The 15873-nt window shown below is 64.7% G+C and carries 16 protein-coding genes; 5 read left to right on the forward strand and 11 right to left on the reverse strand.

Features of this window, described 5'->3' with window-relative positions; genetic code table 11:
* Window positions 1-257: 257 nt before the first annotated feature.
* Complete coding sequence (gudD, locus tag K4A76_RS20550; protein ID WP_033690099.1) at window positions 258-1613, reverse strand: glucarate dehydratase; 1356 nt, start codon at window positions 1611-1613, stop codon at window positions 258-260.
* 19 nt (window positions 1614-1632) lie between these two features.
* Complete coding sequence (locus tag K4A76_RS20555; protein ID WP_274411047.1) at window positions 1633-2985, reverse strand: MFS transporter; 1353 nt, start codon at window positions 2983-2985, stop codon at window positions 1633-1635.
* Window positions 2986-3246: 261 nt separating this feature from the next.
* Between K4A76_RS20555 and K4A76_RS20560 the strand changes: the two genes are divergently transcribed.
* Complete coding sequence (locus tag K4A76_RS20560) at window positions 3247-3948, forward strand: FadR/GntR family transcriptional regulator (protein WP_274411048.1); 702 nt, start codon at window positions 3247-3249, stop codon at window positions 3946-3948.
* Window positions 3949-3978: 30 nt separating this feature from the next.
* Here the strand turns inward: K4A76_RS20560 and K4A76_RS20565 are convergent, their stop codons facing one another.
* The 4 genes from K4A76_RS20565 to K4A76_RS20580 form a co-directional block, all read right to left on the reverse strand.
* Window positions 3979-4989, reverse strand: a complete 1011-nt coding sequence (locus tag K4A76_RS20565) for a zinc-dependent alcohol dehydrogenase family protein (RefSeq protein WP_274411049.1) — start codon at window positions 4987-4989, stop codon at window positions 3979-3981.
* Between the two features lie 122 nt (window positions 4990-5111).
* On the reverse strand, window positions 5112-5702 hold the full coding sequence (locus tag K4A76_RS20570; RefSeq protein WP_274411050.1) for an HAD family hydrolase: 591 nt from the start codon (window positions 5700-5702) through the stop codon (window positions 5112-5114).
* On the reverse strand, window positions 5699-6568 hold the full coding sequence (gene tesB, locus K4A76_RS20575) for an acyl-CoA thioesterase II (RefSeq protein WP_009681790.1): 870 nt from the start codon (window positions 6566-6568) through the stop codon (window positions 5699-5701). The genes K4A76_RS20570 and tesB overlap by 4 nt, the downstream gene beginning before the upstream one ends.
* 149 nt (window positions 6569-6717) lie before the next feature.
* The gene (locus tag K4A76_RS20580; RefSeq protein ID WP_009681789.1) at window positions 6718-7287 is read right to left on the reverse strand and encodes a GNAT family N-acetyltransferase; all 570 of its coding nucleotides are present in this window, start codon (window positions 7285-7287) and stop codon (window positions 6718-6720) included.
* A gap of 179 nt (window positions 7288-7466) precedes the next feature.
* Between K4A76_RS20580 and K4A76_RS20585 the strand changes: the two genes are divergently transcribed.
* From K4A76_RS20585 to K4A76_RS20595, 3 genes are all read left to right on the forward strand, one after another.
* On the forward strand, window positions 7467-8153 hold the full coding sequence (locus K4A76_RS20585) for a histidine phosphatase family protein (protein WP_274411051.1): 687 nt from the start codon (window positions 7467-7469) through the stop codon (window positions 8151-8153).
* Between the two features lie 169 nt (window positions 8154-8322).
* Window positions 8323-9237, forward strand: coding sequence for a histone deacetylase family protein (locus tag K4A76_RS20590; RefSeq protein WP_009681787.1), 915 nt, complete (start codon window positions 8323-8325; stop codon window positions 9235-9237).
* A gap of 148 nt (window positions 9238-9385) precedes the next feature.
* The gene (locus K4A76_RS20595) at window positions 9386-10627 is read left to right on the forward strand and encodes a TIGR03862 family flavoprotein (RefSeq protein WP_274411052.1); all 1242 of its coding nucleotides are present in this window, start codon (window positions 9386-9388) and stop codon (window positions 10625-10627) included.
* Window positions 10628-10654: 27 nt separating this feature from the next.
* Here the strand turns inward: K4A76_RS20595 and K4A76_RS20600 are convergent, their stop codons facing one another.
* From K4A76_RS20600 to K4A76_RS20620, 5 genes are all read right to left on the reverse strand, one after another.
* On the reverse strand, window positions 10655-11986 hold the full coding sequence (locus tag K4A76_RS20600; RefSeq protein WP_274411053.1) for a DEAD/DEAH box helicase: 1332 nt from the start codon (window positions 11984-11986) through the stop codon (window positions 10655-10657).
* Between the two features lie 54 nt (window positions 11987-12040).
* Window positions 12041-12961 carry a drug/metabolite exporter YedA gene (gene yedA / locus K4A76_RS20605; protein WP_054906076.1) on the reverse strand — a complete coding sequence of 307 codons (921 nt, stop codon included), beginning with the start codon at window positions 12959-12961 and terminating at the stop codon, window positions 12041-12043.
* A 146-nt stretch (window positions 12962-13107) separates the two neighbouring features.
* Entirely contained in the window at window positions 13108-13713 is a 606-nt protein-coding gene (locus K4A76_RS20610; RefSeq protein WP_110676596.1) for a 3'-5' exonuclease, read from the reverse strand.
* Window positions 13714-13721: 8 nt separating this feature from the next.
* Entirely contained in the window at window positions 13722-14201 is a 480-nt protein-coding gene (locus K4A76_RS20615; RefSeq protein WP_009681780.1) for a LabA-like NYN domain-containing protein, read from the reverse strand.
* Between the two features lie 76 nt (window positions 14202-14277).
* Window positions 14278-15027, reverse strand: coding sequence for a DUF2076 domain-containing protein (locus K4A76_RS20620; protein ID WP_274411054.1), 750 nt, complete (start codon window positions 15025-15027; stop codon window positions 14278-14280).
* 166 nt (window positions 15028-15193) lie between these two features.
* Here K4A76_RS20620 and K4A76_RS20625 point away from each other — a divergent pair, with 166 nt between their 5' ends.
* Complete coding sequence (locus tag K4A76_RS20625) at window positions 15194-15850, forward strand: YciC family protein (RefSeq protein ID WP_009685422.1); 657 nt, start codon at window positions 15194-15196, stop codon at window positions 15848-15850.
* Window positions 15851-15873: the final 23 nt, after the last annotated feature.

The raw sequence follows: 15873 nt of genomic DNA on the forward strand, positions 1-15873 counted from the left end.
CGCAGGGCGGTGGGAAATTACACGAGAACGCCCCGGAACTGTTCGATCACGACAGGGCATTTCCCTTGGCGCCAGATGTCGCGCATGGCATGCCCAATCGCGCCATCGGGCCGTTGGGTGCTTTTGTTTTTCACTTGGTTGTGTATGGCCTGTACCGGCCCTATCGCCGGCAAGCCGGCTCCCACCTCGATCGCATCGGCTTCAAATCCTGTGCAATCCCTGTGGGAGCGGGCAAGCCCGCGAAAAGGCCAGCAGCCTCAACGCACCAGGCAAGGCCGCTTGTTATCAAAGCGCCAACCCGGAATCAGGAACTGCATCGCCACGCTGTCATCCCGCGCCCCCAACCCCATGTTGCGGTAGCACTCATGGGCCTTGGCCAGTTGATCCTCATCCAGCTCCACCCCCAACCCCGGCCGCGCCGGCACATGCACATGGCCGTCGACAATGCGCAGCGGCTCACGGGTCAGGCGCTGGCCGTCCTGCCAGATCCAGTGGGTGTCGATCGCGGTGATCTCACCCGGCGCGGCAGCCGCCACCTGGGTAAACATCGCCAGCGAAATATCGAAGTGGTTGTTGGAGTGCGAACCCCAGGTAAGCCCCCAGTCATTGCACATCTGCGCCACCCTCACCGAGCCCTGCAAGGTCCAGAAATGCGGGTCGGCCAGCGGAATGTCCACCGACTGCAACTGGATCGCATGGCCCATCTGCCGCCAGTCGGTGGCGATCATGTTGGTAGCCGTGGGCAAACCCGTAGCGCGACGGAACTCGGCCATCACCTCGCGGCCCGAGTAGCCGTTCTCGGCGCCGCACGGGTCTTCGGCATAGGCCAGCACATCATGCTTGTCGCGACACAGGGCGATGGCCTCCTTGAGTGACCAGGCCCCGTTGGGGTCCAGGGTGATGCGCGCTTCGGGGAAGCGTTCGGCCAGCGCCGTCACTGCTTCCATTTCTTCTGCCCCCCGCAGCACGCCGCCCTTGAGCTTGAAGTCGCTGAAGCCGTAACGCTGCTTGGCCGCTTCGGCCAGGCGCACAACCGCCTCGGGCGTCAGGGCCTTTTCATGGCGCACACGGAACCAGTCGTCGTCACTGTCCGCTTCGTTGCGGTAAGCCAGGTCGGTCTGCTGGCGGTCGCCGATATAGAACAGGTAGCCCAGCATCTTCACCGCATCACGTTGCTGGCCCTCGCCCAGCAGTGCCGCCATGGGCACATTCAGGTGCTGGCCGAGCAGGTCGAGCAGCGCCGACTCGATGGCCGTCACAGCATGCACGGTGATGCGCAGGTCGAAGGTCTGCAGGCCGCGCCCCGCCGAGTCGCGGCTGGCGAACGTCTGGCGCATGGCATTGAGCACGCGCTGGTAATGACCGATCGGCTGGCCTACTACCAGGCTGCGGGCGTCTTCCAGGGTCTGGCGAATGCTCTCGCCACCCGGCACTTCGCCAAGCCCCGTGTTGCCCGCGCTGTCCCGCAGTACCACCACGTTACGGGTAAAGAACGGGCCATGTGCGCCACTGAGGTTGAGCAGCATGCTGTCGTGGCCAGCCACCGGAATCACGCGCAGGTCGGTGACCACCGGGGTGCTGGTGTGAACGGCGGGTGTTGTCTGCATATTCATGGTTGTCGTCTCGCAGTCGTCAGTGGGTCTGGCCCAGGGCCGCGGGGGCCTTCAGGCTATCGGAAGGTGCGCCCTTGGGGCGTGTGCGTACGAAGAAGATGGCAATTGCCGCCAGCACCGAAGTCACCGCCAGGCCATACAACCCGCCCTGGATCGAGCCGGTCTGCTGCTCCAGCAGGCCGAACGTGGTGGGGGCAACGAAGCCGCCGAGGTTGCCGACCGAGTTGACCAGGGCTATCACCGCCGCCGCGATGCGAGCATCCAGGTAGCCCTGCGGGATCGGCCAGAACAGTGACGAGGCCGACTTGAAGCCGATGGCGGCAAAGCACACGGCGACAAAGGCGAATACCGGCCCGCCGGTGGTGGACATGAACATGCCGATGGCCGCGACCACCAAGGCGCCTGCCACCCAGGCCTGCTGGAACTTCCAACGTGCAGAACCGGCAGCGAAGGCATACATGGCCAGGATCGAGATCAGCCACGGGATGGAGTTGAGGAAGCCGACCTGCAGGTCGCTGAGGTCGCCCATGCGCTTGATGATGCTCGGCAGCCAGAAGGTGGCCGCGTAGATGGTCAGCTGGATGCAGAAGTAGATCAGGCAGAACAGTACGATCTGGCGGTCCTTGAGCAGGCTCCAGGCCGACGGCTTGGCCGCACCCAGCGCCTCGCGCGCTTGCTGTTCACGGTCGATCGTCGCTACCAGCGCATCCTGCTCGGCCTGGCTCAGCCACTTGGCGTCCTGCGGTTTAGAGTCGAGCCAGAAGAACACGAAGAAGCACAACGCCACCGAGGCCATGCCTTCGATGAACAGCATCCACTGCCAGCCGCGCAGGCCGAGCCCCTGGATTTGCATCAAGGCCCCGGCCAAGGGGCCGGAAATCAGCGAAGCCAGCGCTGATCCGCTGAGAAAAATGGCGATTGCCTTGCCGCGCTCGGCCGCCGGCAACCAGCGGGTGAAGTAATAGATCACCCCAGGGAAGAAGCCCGCTTCGGCCACGCCGAGCAGAAAGCGCAGTACATAGAACTGGGTTTCGTTCTGCACGAAGGCCATGGCCGTGGCCACCAGCCCCCAGGTGAACATGATGCGGGTCAGCCACAAGCGGGCACCCACCTTCTGCAGCAGCATGTTCGAAGGCACTTCGAACAGCGCGTAGCCGATGAAGAACAGCCCGGCACCAAAGCCAAAGGCCGCAGCGCTGATGCCCAGGTCGCTTTCCAGGTGCGGGCGGACGAAGCCGATGTTGACGCGGTCCAGGTAGTTGACGATGAACATGATGACGAACAGCGGCAGCACGTGGCGCTTGACCTTGGCCACGGCGCTGGCCAACGCGTCGCCTTCATTCCGGGCAGACGGAGCGAGGGTGTCGTTCACAGGTAGATCTCCCACTAATTGTTTTTGTGCGGGTCGGGGTTGTCTGACATGGCAGTGGGGACGAGCATAGGCCCCGAGAAGTTGTACGACAAGATCAACAACATCGCCAAAATGGCAAAATACAAGCTGCAATAAAACTAATATGTTGCGATCTTGCAAAAACGGGCACTCCAAATGCACCCTCGCCTCGCGAAAAATTGGGCAAAAAATATTTTTAGCAATTAACTTGTCATACAAGTACAACAAGAGGTGGACCACAGCATGCTTCCAGATCACGCGCACAAACGCGGCCACAGCCGCGCACATGACCTGGTCTCCAGCCTGACCCAGCAGATTCTCCTGGGCACCTTCAAGCCCGGCGACAAACTGCCGTCGGAGAACACCTTGGTACGCGAGCACGGGGTCAGCCGCACGGTGGTTCGCGAAGCCTTGTCGAAGTTGCAGGCCTCGGGGCTGGTGGAACCGCGCCACGGTATCGGGACCTTCGTGATGGCGCGCCAAGCCCAGGCCGGGTTGCGCATTGCAGCGGAAAGCGCAGCGAATGTGCGCGACTTGCTGGAGCTGCGGATCGGCCTGGAAGGCCAGGCCGCCGCGCTGGCAGCGCTACGCCGCGATGAAGGGCAGTTGGCGCGCATGCGCCAGGCATTGGATGACTACCAGGACCTGGCGGCGGCAGGTGACATTTGTATCGAGGCCGACCGGCGTTTTCACCTGCTGATTGCCGAAGCCACCGGCAACCTGTATTTCACCGAGATGCTGCTGCAGCTGGGCAACGGCTTGATTCCGCGCAACCGCATGGCCCAAGCCGAGCGCAGTGGATCGAAGATGGCACCGCAGGCATACCTGGCCAACCTGGAGCACGAGGCAATCCTCAATGCCATCCGCCGGCAAGACCCGGATGCGGCCCGCGCGGCGGTGTGCCTGCACCTGTCCAACAGCCGCGACCGGCTGCTACCGGATTGACGGGCAACTGCGGCACAGCAGCCCCGGCGCTTACCAGGTCAGGCAGATCTTGCCGAAATGCCGGTTGCTCTCCTGGTAACGGAACGCGTCGACGATCTGCTCCAGCTCGAAGTGCTTGTCCACCACCGGCTGCAAACCGTTGGCATCAATGGCCCGCACCATCGCCTGCTGCTGCGCCCGGCTGCCGACCAGCACCCCTTGCAGGCGAATCTGCCGCACCAATGCCTGCACCAGCGGCAGTTGCCCGGCCACGCCGGTAAGAATGCCGATCAGCGACACATGCCCGCCGATCCGTGCAGCGATCATCGACTGCTCCAGGGTGGCCGGGCCACCCACCTCGATCACGTGATCGACACCGCGGTTAGCAGTCAGCTCGCGCACTTTCTCACCCCACGCCGGGGTGCGCTTGTAGTTGATCAAGTGGTCGGCGCCCAAGGCCTTGAGCCGCTCCAGCTTGGCATCGCTGGACGAGGTGGCGATCACCGTGGCACCTGCCAGCTTGGCGAACTGCAGGGCGAAGATCGACACGCCACCGGTACCCTGCACCAGCACCGTGTCGCCCGGTTTGAGGTGGTCGTCGCACATCAGCGCGCGCCAGGCGGTCAGGCCGGCAGTGGTCAGGGTGGCGGCTTCGGCATGGCTGAAGCCCGAAGGTGCCAGGGTAAACGCGGTGGCACGGGCGGTGACCTGTTCGCGGGCGTAGCCATCGATGCCGTCACCCGGCACCCGGGCAAAGCCTTCGACATTGGCCTGGCCATCGAGCCAGTCCGGGAAGAACGTACTGACGACACTGTCGCCGACCTGAAACTCGCTGACGCCGGCCCCTACGGCAACGACTTCGCCCGCACCGTCGGCCATGGGGATGCGCCGCTCACTCGGCCCCCACATGCCACTCACCACGGCGAAGTCGTGGTAGTTCAGGGAGCTGGCGTGCAGGCGCACGGTGATCTCGCCGGCCTGGGGGGCCGCAGCCTCGCTGTTGCCGACCTCGACCTTGTCGTAGCCGCCGCCAGGTTGAACGTAGATGGCCTTGCTGGTCATGGGTTGGGTCTCCGTATCAACTTCAGGAATGGGAATGAGCATAGACAGGTCTATGGGTTGCAAAAGCTTCACGGGCTTTGCAGCAGTGGCGTTGTGTCGCGATCGGGCTGCGCGCTATCGACTCAGCCCAGCATCACCTGCAGTGCCCGGCAATCGACCGCGTGCCAATCCACCAGTTGCGGCCATGGGTTATCGGGCACATTCACCAATATCGTGCGCGCCCCCGCTGCGCGCCCGCAGTCCAGGTCAAAACGGTAGTCACCCACCATCACCAGCTCGCTCGGCGCCACGCCCCAGGCCGCGGCAATCTTCAGCAACCCATCCGGGCTCGGCTTCGGTGCCGCCTCGTCACGCCCGAGCACATGCTCTACCGGGAAGCAGTCCGCCAGGCCTATCGCTTCCAGCGTCACATGGGCCAGTTCCCGCGCATTGCGGGTCAGTATCCCCAACCGGCAACCACGCGCAGCCAGTTCGCGCACCAGTTCAACCGCCCCGGTCGCCGCGGTGGAGGCCTCCGCCAGCTCACGCTCATGCTCCAGCAGCCAGGCATGCTTGGCCGCGGCTTCGTCGGCTGGCAAAGCCGCCAGGTGGGTAAGGATGTCGTCTTCGGCAGGGATACCCAGCGCCTCCCGGATGGCGGCAAAGTCATGCACTGCCACGGTCAGGGTGCCGTCCATGTCGAACACCCAGTTGCGCACCTGCTGCAGGCTCATGCCCAGTCCTTGCGGTGACGAATCAGGCCTTCCTGGCTCGACGATGCCACCAGTTGCCCGGCCTGGTTGAAAATGCTGCCGCGGCAGAAGCCACGGGAATTACCTGCCCACGGGCTATCGGTGGCATACAGCAGCCACTGGTCGGCACGCAGGTTGCCGTGGAACCACAGCGAATGGTCGAGGCTGGCGATCTGCATGTCACGCTGCCAAACCGACTTGCCATGCGGCACCAGCGCAGTGGTGAGCAGGCCGAAGTCCGAGGCGTAGGCCAGCAGGTACTTGTGCAGGGCCGGCACGTCGGGCAGGTTGCCGTCGGCGCGGAACCACGCATATTTCACCGGGTCGCCTGGCTTGGGGTTGAACGGGTCACGCTCGGTGACCGGGCGAATCTCGATTGGCTTGGCGCACAGCACCTTGTCGCGGATGCGTTCAGGCAGATGGTCTGCCATGGCACGCGCCAGTTCCACTTCGGTAGGCAGGTTTTCCGGGCCGACCACGTCGGGCATCTGCGCCTGGTGGGCGAAGCCTTCCTCGTCGTACTGGAACGAGGCGCTACAGGTGAAAATGGTCTGGCCCTTCTGGATCGCCGTCACCCGCCGGGTGCTGAAGCTGCCGCCGTCACGCACACGGTCCACCGAGTACACCACCGGCAGGCTGGCGTCTCCCGGGCGCAGGAAATAACCATGCAGCGAGTGCACATGGCGCGCGTCTTCGACCGTCTGGCTGGCTGCCGACAACGACTGGCCCAGCACCTGGCCGCCGTACAGCTGGCGGAAGCCCAGGTCCTGGCTGCGCCCACGGAACAGGTTCTCCTCGATGGCTTCGAGGCTCAACAGGTCGACCAGGTCGTCCAACACATGACTCATTGGGGCATCTCCGTAGAAGCGAGCCTTGCTCGCGCTGCGCCGCCTGGGCGGCGCTCGAACTCACCGGCGCCGAACCCCTTGCGGCCCAGCGCCCTTTCAATGGGCAAATAATACAGCGTTTGCCATTCGCACCGAGCATGGCTGTGCATTCAGGCGCGCAGGGTGTGCTCCCAGTGCGCACGGTCAATGCGGTACAGCACATGCGGGCGTAGCGGGTGGCCTGCGGGCAGGCGCGGGTGCTCGAAGCTGCCGCGCAGGTCTTGCTGCATGCCGATGGCCTGCATCACCTTCTGCGATGGCAAGTTACTTTCGGCAGTGAACGACACCACCTCATTCAGGCGCAATTGGGCGAACGCACAGCGCAGGCAGGTCCACGCGGCTTCGCTGGCAAAACCCAGCCCCCAGTGACGCCGGGCCAGGCGCCAGCCAATCTCCACGGCTGGCGCGAAATCGGCGTCAAAGTTTACCTGCAGCAAGCCGGTCATGCCGATGAATGCACCGCTGTCCTTGCGCTCCAGCGCCCACAAACCAAAACCGTATTCGTTGAAGTGCCCGCGTATCCGGCCAATCAGCGCGGCAGCTTCAAGGCGTGTGAGCGGTGCCGGGAAGTAACGCATCACCTGCGGGTCGGCACACAGCGCCGCGAATTCACGCAGGTCATCGTCGTGCCATTGGCGCAGCACCAGCCTTGCGCTTTCCAGTTGAAGGGTGGAGGTCATCGGGCCTGCTCCGGTTTTGCCGAATTACAGTCTACAGCGTAGGCGCCGGCGCGGTGTTCACCCAACGAGCCGCAACCGAATGCAATTTTCACACGCCCTTCACCGCCCCCCGACAGCTCGCTTAGCAAAATGCCGCCATCACTGCCGTGCCCGCCACGGCCCTGTCACTGGAGCAACGCATGCTATCGAGCAATACCCTGGGGCACCCTGCCATTCACGCCCGGCGCAAACGGCGCCTGTCTCGCAAAGCCCTTGGTGCCGCCCTTGGCTTGTGCATGGTCGTGGCGGCCTTGACCACCTGGCTGGCGACGAGGACGCATATCGTGGACCTTGGCAACGAGCAACAACTGAGTGACAGCGGCCTGCTGCAGAACTGGGCCGAGGGTGCCGTGATCGTGATGATCCGCCACGCCGAACGCTGCGACAGCGCCCCGGGCCCGTGCCTGGACGACCCCACCGGCATCACCGTGGCCGGCAGCCAGGCTGCCACGCGGGTGGGCCAAGGCCTGCACCAACTCGGCCTGGCCAACACCGACCTGCTCAGCAGCCCGAAACTGCGCACCCGGCAAACCGCGCACTTCATCCTCGGCCAGGCGGTGGCCAGCGAAGACTGGCTGGAAAGCTGCGACAGCCAGTTTGCCAGCGATGCAATGGCGCACAAACATGCCGGGCACAACCTGGTGCTGGTGACCCATAACGGCTGCATCGATCACTTCGCCCGCCAGCAGCACGTGGCCGGCGGCGAGCGCGAAAGCGCCTACGCCAGCGCGCTGTTCGTGTCGGTGGACGGTAACGGCAAGGCACGCATCCTCGGCCGCCTGAATGAGCCCGACTGGCAGCGGGTGCTGGCCAGCGCCGCAAAATAGCAGTGGCCTGCTCGGGCCTCATCGCCGGCAAGGCAGCTCCCACAGGTGCTGTGGCAAACACCAGTCAGCCCTGATGCGGTTCCTGTGGGAGCCGGCTTGCCGGCGATTGGGCAGCAAAGCTGCCCCGGCCATGGCAAGATCAGCACTGGCCCTGACCGCGACCTCCCCCATGCCGTTGCCGCTGATCTACCACGAAGACTACAGCCCGGAGTTCCCTGCCGAGCACCGCTTCCCGATGGACAAGTTCCGCCTGCTGCACGACCACCTGGTCGACAGTGGGCTGACCACCGACCAGGCCTTGCTGCGCCCGGACATCTGCCCCAACGATATCCTCGCCCTGGCCCACGACCGCGACTACATCGCACGCTACATGAATGGCGAGCTGTCCCGCGAAGACCAGCGTCGCCTCGGCCTGCCCTGGAGCGAAGCCTTGGCCCGGCGCACCGTCCGGGCCGTGGGCGGCTCGCTGCTGACGGCCGAACTGGCGCTGCAGCATGGCGTTGCCTGCCACCTGGCCGGTGGCACCCACCATGCCCACTACGACCACCCTGCCGGCTTCTGCATCTTCAATGACCTGGCAGTGATCAGCCGCTACCTGCTGGAGGCCGGCCGCGTCCAGCGGGTGCTGATCTTCGATTGCGACGTGCACCAGGGCGACGGCACCGCACGCATCCTGCACGATACCCCGGAGGCCATCACGGTCTCGCTGCACTGCGAACAGAACTTCCCGGCACGCAAGGCCAACAGCGATTGGGACATTCCCCTGCCGCGGGGCATGGGCGACACCGCCTACCTGAACGTGGTGGACGACACCCTCAACTACCTGCTGCCGCTGTATCAGCCCGACCTGGTGCTGTACGACGCCGGCGTCGATGTGCACAAGGACGACGCGCTGGGCTACCTGCAACTGACGGACGCCGGCGTGGCCGCCCGCGACGAGGCCGTGCTGCGCCACTGCCTGGGCCGCGATATTGCGGTAATGGGTGTGATCGGCGGCGGCTACAGCAAAGACCGGGTGGCCCTGGCCAAACGCCACGGCATCCTTCACCACAGCGCAGCGCGTGTCATCGGTTGTTCACAATGACTGTGGAACCGCTTGTGGATAACCTGCGGGAAAGCCGCTGCAGGCCTTGACCAGCAAGGCCTGCAGAAGACTGGTTGTTTTTTGACCAGTGCTTCCGGGGGCAGCGCTGCGCTAGAATGCGCCTCTTTTCCACAGCCTGCTGCCCACCATGCCCGATTTCAACCCCGCATCGCCTCCCCTTGCTGTCGTCATCGGTGGCGGCCCCGCCGGCCTGATGGCCGCTGAAGCCCTGGCCCAGGCAGGCTTGGCGGTCGAGGTGTTCGATGCCATGCCTTCGGTGGGCCGCAAGTTCCTGCTGGCCGGTGTCGGCGGCATGAACATCACCCATTCCGAGCCTTACCCCGCGTTCGTGGCCCGTTATGCCGAACGCCAAGGTGAAATCGGCACGCTGCTGGGCGAGTTCGACGCGGAGGCTTTGCGCCAGTGGATTCACGGCCTGGGCATCGAGACCTTCGTCGGCACATCAGGCCGGGTATTCCCCACCGACATGAAAGCCGCCCCGTTACTGCGCGCCTGGCTCAAGCGCCTGCGCGACAGCGGGGTAGTTATCCACACCCGCCATCGCTGGCTCGGCTGGAACGCCGAGGGGGCCTTGCGGATCGCTTATCCACAGGGCGAGCGCCTGGTCAACGCGGCTGTGCTTGTGCTGGCGCTGGGTGGCGGCAGTTGGGCGCGCCTGGGTTCCGACGGCAGCTGGCAAGCGCTGCTGGCCGAACGGGCTGTGGATATCTCGCCCCTGCAACCGAGCAACTGCGGTTTCGAGGTGGCCGGCTGGAGCGCGCTGTTGAAAGACAAGTTCGCCGGCGCGCCGCTGAAGAACATCGCCCTCAGCGTGCCTGGCAGTGCACCGCGCAAAGGTGAGTTCATCCTCACCGCGCAAGGTGTGGAAGGCAGCCTGGTGTATGCCTGGTCGGCGCCGGTGCGTGAGGCCATCAACCGCGATGGCCGGGGCGTGTTGTTGCTTGACCTGTTGCCGGACAAGCCTGTGGACAAGGTTGCCCAGGCACTGGCCAGGCCACGGGGCTCGCGCTCCATGGCCAAGCACCTGCACAGCCAGCTGGGTATCGATGGGGTAAAAGCCGCACTGTTGCGCGAGCTGACCGACCCTGCAACCTTTGCCAGCCCTGAAGCGTTGGCGCAGGCGATAAAGGCCCTGCCAATCACCCTGGTGCGCACGCGACCGCTGGATGAAGCGATCAGCAGCGCCGGCGGTGTCCGTTTCGAGGGGCTGGATGCAGGGCTGATGCTCAAAGGCATGCCGGGGGTGTTCTGTGCCGGCGAGATGCTGGACTGGGAGGCACCGACCGGGGGCTACCTGCTCACCGCATGCTTTGCCAGCGGGCAGCACGCCGGGCGGGCTGCTGCACAATGGCTCAAATCCAAGGGCTGACACCGCCCCAGTGTGGGCGCCGCGAGGCTAGGGTTTGCGCTTGCGCGGCCCGCCATTGAAGCTAGGTACCTTGCGCACCGCCTTCACCGCAGGTTCGGCATTGCCCCCCTCGGTGCTGTCCAACCAGCGCCCCAAGCCACGCTTGGCGCTGTTCTCTTTGGGCTTTTTGGGCTTCTTCGGCTTCTTGATCACCTGGCCACTGGCGTCGGTCATCGGCACCCGGTGATCCGGAATGAAGTCCGGTTCTTCATGACGCGGCAGGGTCTGGCGGGTCAGCACCTCAATCGCCGCCAGCAGTTGCACTTCATCGGCGCACACCAGCGAAATCGCCTCGCCCTTGTTGCCGGCCCGCCCGGTGCGGCCGATACGGTGCACGTAGTCCTCGGCAACGATGGGCAGGTCCAGGTTGACCACCAGCGGCAAGTCGTCGATATCCAGGCCACGGGCAGCCACGTCGGTGGCCACCAACACCTGGATTTCCCGGGCCTTGAAGCTGTCCAGCGCGCGCTGGCGGGTCGCCTGCGGGCGGTCACCGTGGATACCATCGGCATTCACACCCTCGGCCAGCAAGCGCGCCACCAACTGGTCGACGCCGTTACGGGTCTTGGCAAATACCAGCACCTGCTTCCAGCGCTGCTTGCGCATCAGGTGGCAGAACAGGTCTTCCTTGCGCTTTTTATCCACAGGTACCAGCCACTGCTTGACGCTGGCGGCAGCGGCATTGCGTGGGCTGACTTCGATACTCAGCGGGTCATTCAGGGCCAGCCCTGCCAGCATGCGGATCTGCTCGGAGAACGTGGCGGAAAACAGCAAAGTCTGGCGCTTGCGTGGCAACGCGGCATAGACCGATTGCAGCTCTTCGGCAAAGCCCAGGTCGAGCATGCGGTCAGCTTCGTCCAGCACCAGGGTCTGCACCTGGTTGAACTTGACCGCGTTCTGCCGGAACAGGTCGAGCAGCCGGCCAGGGGTGGCGACCAGCAGGTCGACGCCACGGCGCAGGCGCATCATCTGCGGGTTGATGCTGACCCCGCCGTACACCGCATAGGTACTCAACGGCAGGTTCTCGGCGTACTCGCGCACGTTGTTGTGCACCTGCTCGGCCAGCTCTCGGGTCGGCACCAGCACCAGGGCACGGATCGAGTTGCTGGCCACTTTCTCGCCTTCCAGGGCCAGGCGCTGCAGTACCGGCAGGGCAAAGCCTGCCGTTTTTCCGGTGCCGGTCTGGGCCGCGGCCATCAGGTCGCGGCCGGCCAGCACGGCGGGAATGGCCTTGGCCTGCACCGGGGTTGGGGTGGTGTAGGCCAGCTGCTGCAAGGTGCGCAGCAGCGGTTCGATCAGGCCGAGTTGGGCGAAATTCATGGCAATACCGTCAGGGGTTCAGCGAAGCCGGCAAGTTTACCGCATCGCCCCTGCCTACTTGCAGATTTCGCCTTTCAACGGCAACACGGGTTTGGCAGGCTTGCGCCACTGCGGCAGGCCGATCAGCACCACTGCGCCAATGATCACCGCCATCGCCACGCACTCTTCGGCACCGATCTGTTCACCGGCAAACAGGATCCCCAGCAGCACCGCCACGGCCGGGTTGACGTAGGCATAGCTGGTGGCAGCTGCCGGGCGCACGTGCTTGAGCAGGTACATATAGGCGCTGAAGGCCAGGATAGAGCCGAAGAACACCAGGTAGGCCAACGCGCCCCAGCCGGCAGCGCTTGGCACCTGCGTCATGCGCTCGCCCGACAGCAGGCTGCCCAACAACAGCACTGCGCCACCCACCAGCATTTCGGCGGCACTGGCCATTGGCCCCTGTGGCAGGGGCAGGCTTTTGCTCCACACCGAACCGAATGCCCACGAGGCCGCGGCAAAAATGATCAGCGCTGCGCCAATCGGGCTCGCCTGCAGGTTGGACCCCAGGTTCAACAGGGCGATACCCAACAGCCCAAGGGCAATGCCTGCCCACTCCAGTTTCGAGTTGCGGTGCCCGAACAGCAGGCCGAACAGCAAGGTGAACAGCGGCACCGTCGCCACCGCCAGGGCCGCCACCCCCGAGGCCACGCCGGCGTGTTCGGCCACCGTTACCCCGCCGTTACCGCAACTTAGCAGGAGAAAGCCGATTGCCCCGGCAGCCCGCCATTGCGGCCACGTGGGTGCCGGCGCACCGCGCCAGCGCAGAAAACCGTACAGCAGGCTACCCGCGATCAGGAAACGCACACCGGCCATGAGCATCGGTGGCCAGCTCTCGACGCCAATGCGGATGAACAGGTAGGTGGAGCCCCAGACCAGGTACAGCGCCAGGAAGGCGCCGATGAGCAACCAGGGAATGCGACGGGAGGCAGGCATTGGAACACTCGAAATCCGTTTACGGGTGAACAGTCTAGGGGCCTGCCTGAGCGAACAGAAGTTACAGAATGGCTTGAAATGAGCGGCACACTTTCGGTGCGTTCGGTTTGAAGCGGGCGCCGCTTGAAGCAAGCGCCGAACACGCCTCAAGCATACTTGACCAGCGCCTCGCGCAGCTTGGCTGCCGGTGTTTTCTGCAACCGGCACAGCAGGCCATGCGAGAGCTGCTGCACACCATGTTGTTCTCGCAACACGCCGGCCAGGTGCTGCATCAGGTTGGCGGCCATTTCGGCATCGGCCATGGCCCGGTGCGCAGTACCGGTGTTCGGCAGCCCCGCCCAGCGGGTCAGGGTGCCCAGCTTGTGGTTCGGCGCTGCCGGCAACAGGCGCCGCGACAACAACAGCGAACAGGCAAATGACTGGCTGCGGCTGCGGCCGATGCGCGCCAGCTCGTAGTCCCAGAACTTCTGGTCGAACGCGGCGTTGTGCGCCAATAGCGGGGTTTCACCCACAAACTCGGCCACCTCGTTCATGACCTTGTCGACCGGCGGCGCACTGCGCAGCATCGCCGTGGTGATGCCGGTCAGCCCGGCCACGAATGCGGGTACCGGCACACCGGCGTTCATCAGGCTCTGGTAGCGCTCGACAATACGCCCGCCTTCCAGCATGACCACCGCCACTTCGGTGGCGCGGCAGCCGGCACCAGGGGAAATGCCGGTGGTTTCAAAGTCGATGACAGCGATACGTTCCACGAATGACCTCAGTGCTTGAGCAACAACTTACCCTCGATGGGTACATAGCGGCTGGCGGCACGGATCAGTGACAGCGCCGTCAGCCCGGGCACACCATACACCACCGCCTCAGTGCCGTGGCGCTGGATCACCCGCTCCAGCAGCAGGTCGAAATCGCCGTCACCCGAGGCCAGCACTACTTGGTCGACCCGGCTGGCGGCATCGATCACATCCAGGGTAATGCCCACGTCCCAGTCACCCTTGGCCGAGCCGTCGCTGCGCTGGATGAAGGGTTTGAGGCGCACGTCGAAACCAAGGTTGCGCAAGATCTGCTGGAACTGTTGCTGCTTGCTGTCGCCGCGGTCGATGGCATACGCCACGGCCTCGACGATCTGCCCTTCGCGGCAGACATCGGCCCACAGGGCGGTGTAGTTGAAATGGCAACCATGGGCTTGGCGCACGGTGTAGTAGAGGTTCTGCACATCGGCGAACAGCGCGATCTTTTTCACCTGGGAACCTCTTGTCTGGCCTGGAATGCCGGGGCCGCTGCGCTGCCCCGGAAATGCTAGCAGTATGCCAGACCTGTCAGACGTAGGAGTCGTCGTCCGAGAAGAACCCACCGTCATCACTGCTGTAATCGGTGTCGGCGTACCCACCCTGGTCGCTGCCCCAGCCACCGTTGTCGGCCACTTGCTGCTGCCCGCCCTGGTCATTCCAGCCACCGCTGTCACTGGCCGGCGCAGGCTCTTCCTTGATCACCTCGACCACCTCTTCGGGCTGGGAGTTGTGGTTGAACAGGCTGCTGATACCTTGCGCCAGCAATACACCACCGGCCACACCGGCGGCGGTCTGCATGGCCCCACCGAGGAAGCTGCTGGCACCACTGCGTGCCGGCGCAGCGCCCACGCCAGGCTGCTGTGCCATCGGTTGCGCGTAGGCCGGTGCCGCCGGCTCACGCCAGCCGCCAGCCGATGCCGCCGCAGGCGCTGGCCGCTGTGGCTGCACCGGCGGCGCTGCAGTGCGCCCGCCCGTACCAAAAATGCTGGACAGGAAACCGCCACCGCCAGCGCTGGGCGCACTGTTGCCGCCCTGGGCCGCCTGGGCACGGGCCTGTTCCAGCTCGGCCTGCAGTTGCTTGTTCTGCTCGTCGAGGCGCTTGAGCGCCGCTTCCTGCACCAGGATCGCCTGGGCCATGTAGTAAGGCGCCGCCGGCTGCTGGCGCAGGTGCTGCTCGATGCAGGCCTGGGCCTGCGGGTCGCGCGGCTGGCTGGGGTCTTCGGCTTGCTTGAGACGGCCGAACAGGCCGTCGATCAGGGTTTGTTCTTCAGTGTTCATGGGGCGACCTCATGGGTAGCGGGACAACGGACAACCTCAAAGATGGGGCGTTGCGCCGCGCGATTCAATCGCTGCAAGGGTGAAACATTTTTCAGCAAGTGACAGCGCCACGCCTGCTTTGGGCTAAAGTGATGCACCTGTTTTTACTGCCATGCGATATAGCCCGATGAATCCGCTGAGCGTCCTGCGCGACTCCCTGTACTTTTTCCGCCGCCACCTGCCGAACATCATCCAGCTGTGCCTGCCGCTGGTCGTGCTGGAGGCCCTGCTCACCCAACTGCTGTACCGGCAACTGGGCGACCAGGCATCGCCCGCCTACGGCATGCTGATCAGCCTGCTGTGCTATCCGCTGTACAGCGCCGCCCTGATCCTGTACCTGGACACCCGTAGCCAGGGCCAGGACATCGCCAAGCGCGACCTGTTCGCCCGCGCCTTGCAGCTATGGCCGCAACTGGCCCTGCTGATCCTGATCAGCTCGCTGCTGATCATGGCGGGCCTGGCCCTGTTCGTCTTCCCAGGCGTGTGGATCATGATCAACCTGGTGTTCGCCGAGTACCTGCTGGTACTGCGTGGCCGGCCGGTGGTGCAGGCGATGCGCGACAGCGCCAGCATGACCACCGGGCATTTCATGCGCATCATGGTTTGCGTGGTCGCGGTGCTGGCACCGATCTGGCTGATCGACGGGTTGCTGCTCATGGCGTTCCCCGAGCCATCGCCGGCCATGGAGCTGGCCATGGACAGCCTCAGCGGCTTCCTGCAGCTGTTCAGCACCGTGGTGCTCTACCGGCTGTTCATGTTGCTCGAAGAAAAAGCCGGCGCCTGAGGGCGCCCTCCCGGTCGCCTGCC

This window comes from Pseudomonas sp. NEEL19, assembly GCF_028751975.1.
GTDB lineage: Bacteria > Pseudomonadota > Gammaproteobacteria > Pseudomonadales > Pseudomonadaceae > Aquipseudomonas > Aquipseudomonas juntendi.